A 5036-nucleotide genomic window follows, 5' to 3' on the forward strand; every position below is an offset into this window, starting at 1 on the left:
CCGCTCGCGCGTGCGGTCGTGCCGGCCGCGCGGACGCCGCCGGGCGCGTCGAGCAGCCGGCCGATCTGATCGATTTTCGCGAGCAAGAGCCGTGCGGTGTCGCCGGCCGCGCCTTCGCCGAGGCGGGGCGTGTCGACCGCGTCGAGCGCGCCGGCGCCCATCGCTTCGAACACGCGCCATGCGTTCGCGCCGATGCAGCTCGTCACGATCAGGATCGCGCACGGGCGGCTGGAGCGCATGATCCGCCGCGTCGCCTCGATCCCGTCGAACTTCGGCATGATCAGGTCCATCAGCACGACGTCGGGCGGTTGCGCGGCGCATAGTTCGACGGCCTGCGCGCCGTCGGTCGCGACCCACAGCACGCGATGCTCGGGCCGGCGCGCGATCGCACGGCGCATCGCCTCGACGGCAAGCGGGAGGTCGTTGACGATGCCGATGTTCACAAGCGGGATACTCCGGTCGGTTCGTAGTGTTGGAGGTGGGCCGGGTTCATGGAAGGCAGTGCCCGGTCGGCGCCGCCGAACGGCATCGGCGGGCGGACGGCACGGAATTCTTTTCGATTGGCAACGCCCCGCATGCTGTCATGCGGCGCGAGCGGCGGCAATCGAAAAAATTGCGCATTGCGTCGTTCAGACCCTTTCCTCTATGGACGGGCGGCATTTTTTGCCGTCCGCGCGGTGGAAAGACGACGAGCGCGAGGGCCGGGCGCGGTACCGAATCGACATCGGGAGCGGGCACGCAGTCCTTCGACCGCGAGTTTGCGGTCGATGCCGACGCGCGGTGCGCGAACGCTACTTCCGCTCGATCCGGTTTGCCGGCCGCGACGAGGTCGAGACTTTCCTGGCGGAGCGCGATCGCGCCAGCAACGGCGCGCTGGCGAGCCTGACGAGGATCTTCACGCGGGCCGGTAGCTCTTCGGCATGGATCCGGCACGCCGGCCGCCCGGCGTCGACCCAGGCCGCGCGCCGAAGACGCGGCCGCGTCGTCAATGGCTGCGCGCGTACCCCTGGATCAGCGCGCGCATCATCCCTTCGACGGTCGCATCGAGCAGGTCGGCTTCCTGCTCGGATTCCTCCACGAGCGCGGCATAGGCGGTCGCGAGCGTCACACGGTCGACTTCCTGGCGTTGTTCCATCAGCGTCACCATCCCGTCCTTCGCCAGATGAGCGGAGAACGCACGGCTGCCGATGGTCTGGAATACGTCAATCATGGCGGCTCTCCCGAACGTTGCCGATGCCTTCCAGTGTAGTCGGCGTACCGGCGCTCCGCCATTCGCGGCGGGAGCGGGGCGCGCGCCGCGGGCCGTTCCGGTCGGCACCGCCACAACACCGCAGAAACACCGCAGAAACACCGCAGAAACACCGCGGACACACGGCCGGCGCACCGTCGTACCGGTTTCAACGTTTACCCGAAGCGTCAAATTGTCGACTTTTTATCGATAAAGTCTCGTGTTAGATTTTGCGACCTGAAACCGGTCGAAACCGGGCGGGCGGCGCGTCTCCACGGCGTCGCGTATCCATCACAAGGAGGGGCAATGCTGGTGTTGATTGGGGTGCCGATCGTCGTGATCGGTTTCGCGCTGCGCTTCAACGCGCTGCTGGTGGTCACGATCGCGGGCCTCGCGACGGGGCTGGCGGGCGGGATGAATCTTGTCGACATCGTCAGTGCGTTCGGCAAGGCGTTCACCGACAACCGCTACATGGGGCTGATCTGGCTGACGCTGCCGGTGATCGCGCTGCTCGAGCGCAATGGCCTGAAGGAGCAGGCGAAGCGGATGATCTCGCGCGTGCAGGCGGCGACCACCGGCCGCGTGCTGATGCTGTATTTCGTGCTGCGCCAGGTGACCGCCGCGCTCGGCCTCACGTCGCTCGGCGGGCACGCGCAGATGGTGCGGCCGCTGATCGCGCCGATGGCCGAGGCCGCCGCCGTCAGCCAGCACGGCGAGCTGCCCGAGTCGGTGCGCCAGCAGATCCGCGCGCACGCGTCGGCCGCCGACAACGTCGCCGTGTTCTTCGGCGAGGACATCTTCATCGCGATCCAGTCGATCCTGCTGATCAAGGGCTTTCTCGAACAGAACGGGATCGCGATCGAGCCGCTGCACCTGTCGGTCTGGGCGATCCCGACCGCGATCGCCGCGCTGCTGATTCACTGCACGCGGCTCGCGCTGCTCGACCGCCGGCTGTCGCGCGGCTTCGGCGCCTTCGGGCGGGAGGGCGCGCGATGATCGGCCTCGAACCGCTCTATACGCTCGCCGGGCTGATGTTCGCCGCGTTCGCGTGCTTCAATTTGATGGACCGCACGAACCCGCGTCGCGTCTTCAATTTCGCGTTCTGGGCGATCTACGCGCTCACGTTCCTGTTCGGCGCGCTGCTGCCGCACTTCGTGATGGGCTGCCTCGCGATCGCGCTCGCGCTGATCGCGGGCTCGGGCAAGCTCGGACGCGGCAAGTCGGACGAAGCCGGCGACGCGGCGGCCGCGCGGCGCGACGCGAAGGCGCTGCGCTTCGGCAACAAGCTGTTCCTGCCGGCGCTGCTGATTCCCGTCGTCACGCTGATCGGCACGTTCGCGCTGAAGCTCGTGCCGTTCGTCGATCCGAAGAGCGTGACGCTGATCTCGCTCGTGCTCGGCACGCTCGTCGCGTTCGCCGTCGCGCTCGTGATGCTGCGCGATTCACCGGTGCACGCGCTGAAGGAGGCGCGCCACACGATGGACGCGGTCGGCTGGGCCGCGATCCTGCCGCAGATGCTCGCGGCGCTCGGCGCGCTGTTCGCGGTCGCGGGCGTGGGCGGCGTGGTGTCCGGGCTCGTGAAGGACTGGGTGCCGATCGACTCGCCGTTCGCCGTCGTCGCCGCCTACACGGTCGGCATGGCGCTGTTCACGATGATCATGGGCAACGGGTTCGCCGCGTTCCCCGTGATGACGGCCGGCATCGGCCTGCCGCTGATCGTCCATCAATTTCACGGCAACCCGGCGATCCTCGGCGCGATCGGGATGCTGAGCGGCTTCTGCGGTACGCTGATGACGCCGATGGCCGCGAACTTCAACATCGTGCCCGCGGCGCTGCTCGAACTGAAGGACAAGAACGGCGTGATCAAGGCGCAGTGGCCGACCGCCGTGCTGCTGCTGGCCGTCAATACGCTGCTGATGTACGCGTTCGTATTCCGCTTCTGAGGAGAGGCCCTTGACCGACCGACTGACACCCGAACTCGCATCGAAATTCGCGTCGCTCGCGCTCGCGCACCTGACCCGCGAATATCCGAACAAGCTCACGCATTCGCTCGAAGGCCCGCACGACGTGCTGGGGCCGCGCGCGCTGCACCCGATCTTCTACGGCAGCTACGACTGGCATTCGTGCGTGCACGGCTACTGGCTTTTGCTGCGCGTGCTCGAACGCTATCCGGCACTGCCGGAGGCCGAGCGGATCATCGCCGTCGTCGACGCGCATTTCACCGATGCGAACGTCGCCGGCGAACGCGCGTACCTCGCGCTGCCGCACAACAGCGGCTTCGAGCGGCCTTACGGATGGGCGTGGCTGCTTGCGCTGTCCGCGCAGCTGGAGCGGCTCGCGCTGAAGGGCGTGGTGCCGCAGGCCGCACGCTGGGCGAAGACGATGGCGCCGCTCACGGACCTGTTCGTCGCGCGCTTCGAGACCTTCCTGCCGAAGGCGACCTATCCGCTGCGCGTCGGCACGCACTTCAACACCGCGTTCGCGCTCGCGCTCACGCTCGACTTCGCGCGCGCGACGCAGCGCGACGGGCTCGCGGCGCTGATCGTCGATACGGCGAAACGCTGGCACCTGGGCGATGTCGCGTGCCAGGCGTGGGAGCCGTCGGGCGACGAGTTCCTGTCGCCCGCGCTGATGGAGGCGGAGCTGATGCGGCGTGTGCTGCCGGCCGCCGAATTCGACGGCTGGTTCGCGCGTTTCCTGCCCGATCTCGCACGCGGCGAGCCGGCGACGCTGTTCGTGCCGGCAACGGTCAGCGACCGCAGCGACGGCAAGATCGCGCATCTTGACGGGTTGAACCTGAGTCGTGCGTGGTGCCAGCGCTCGCTTGCCGGCGCGCTGGCGGAAGGCGATGCGCGGCGCGCGAAGCTGCTCGATGCGGCCGACCGGCATCTCGCGAGCGCGCTCGCGCACGTGGCCGGCGACTACATGGGCGAGCACTGGCTCGCGACGTTCGCGCTGCTGGCGCTCGACGCGTAGCGCGCGGGAAGGGCTGAGGTGCGGCGATTCAGGCCGGTTTTCCGAAGCGTCGTGTCGTCGCCCGCAGCCGATGTGTTCGCGGGTAATGCCGACCGGGCCGCGTTTCTCGCGCCGCGCCTCGACGCGATGTGGGCATTGTTCGCGTAGTCGGATCGGCATCTCGCGAGCGGACTCGCGCACGGGCTGACGACTACAGGCGCGGACACTGGCTCGCGACGTTCGTGTTGCTCGCGATGGACCCGTAGCGGAGGCGGGCCGGCTTTTGGGGCGCCGCTGCCGCAGCGCGTTGAACGATGCACTCACTCGACCGTTATCCGCTGCTGTCCTTTACGAGACTGTTTTCGATTGTCGCCAACCGGGTTTTATCGAGATCAATTTTGACGCTTGGTCGGAGGGCATGGCGACGAGCACAGTTGCCGAGTAGTGCGTTTTTGTGATGTCTAGCGCATCCGCACAAGAACACTATTGCAAACTGTTTCCGTTCGCTGGATGTCTGTTTTGCCATCTGTTATCTCTTCGGCTTCATCAAACAAGAACGAGTGCTGAGAGAGCGCAATGGACTCAAATCGGAGCACATGTGACGCGTTGGAGCGGTTGACCCCACAGCGCCGGATTCCGAAGGCACTTCTTCAGAATGCCGAAGCACGGCGCGTCATCGTCAGCCCGGTTCCCGCGCCCGGGACGTCGCCGACGCTGATCTCGGCAGACGCCGAAGCGGTCGGCAATCACGGCCTCGAAATCTTCGTGCAGTGCCTGTACATGGTGCCGTTCGTCGGCAATGCGATGTCGCTGTACGACGTCGGCGTCGATATCTACCGGATCTGCAGCGAGC

Annotated in this window: 6 protein-coding genes; 4 read left to right on the top strand and 2 right to left on the bottom strand. The window is 67.1% G+C overall.

The window, feature by feature from the left end; all coding sequences use genetic code 11:
* Window positions 1–443, bottom strand: a 443-nt coding sequence (locus tag F3J14_RS33545; protein ID WP_166726565.1) for a response regulator, incomplete at its 3' end; no start/stop codon positions are given.
* A 542-nt stretch (window positions 444–985) separates the two neighbouring features.
* Window positions 986–1210 carry a hypothetical protein gene (locus tag F3J14_RS33550; RefSeq protein WP_006750126.1) on the bottom strand — a complete coding sequence of 75 codons (225 nt, stop codon included), beginning with the start codon at window positions 1208–1210 and terminating at the stop codon, window positions 986–988.
* Between the two features lie 324 nt (window positions 1211–1534).
* Here F3J14_RS33550 and F3J14_RS33555 point away from each other — a divergent pair, with 324 nt between their 5' ends.
* The 4 genes from F3J14_RS33555 to F3J14_RS33570 form a co-directional block, all read left to right on the top strand.
* Window positions 1535–2224 carry a DUF969 domain-containing protein gene (locus F3J14_RS33555; protein ID WP_006750127.1) on the top strand — a complete coding sequence of 230 codons (690 nt, stop codon included), beginning with the start codon at window positions 1535–1537 and terminating at the stop codon, window positions 2222–2224.
* Window positions 2221–3171 carry a DUF979 domain-containing protein gene (locus F3J14_RS33560; protein WP_166726567.1) on the top strand — a complete coding sequence of 317 codons (951 nt, stop codon included), beginning with the start codon at window positions 2221–2223 and terminating at the stop codon, window positions 3169–3171. Before F3J14_RS33555 ends, F3J14_RS33560 begins: the two co-directional genes overlap by 4 nt.
* Window positions 3172–3181: 10 nt before the next feature.
* Window positions 3182–4204, top strand: coding sequence for a DUF2891 domain-containing protein (locus F3J14_RS33565; protein ID WP_166726569.1), 1023 nt, complete (start codon window positions 3182–3184; stop codon window positions 4202–4204).
* A 594-nt stretch (window positions 4205–4798) separates the two neighbouring features.
* Window positions 4799–5036 (top strand): hypothetical protein (locus F3J14_RS33570; protein ID WP_166726571.1); only part of this gene is annotated, 238 nt, incomplete at its 3' end.

The organism is Burkholderia sp. Tr-862 (assembly GCF_011753085.1).
GTDB classification, from domain to species: Bacteria; Pseudomonadota; Gammaproteobacteria; order Burkholderiales; family Burkholderiaceae; genus Burkholderia; species Burkholderia ambifaria.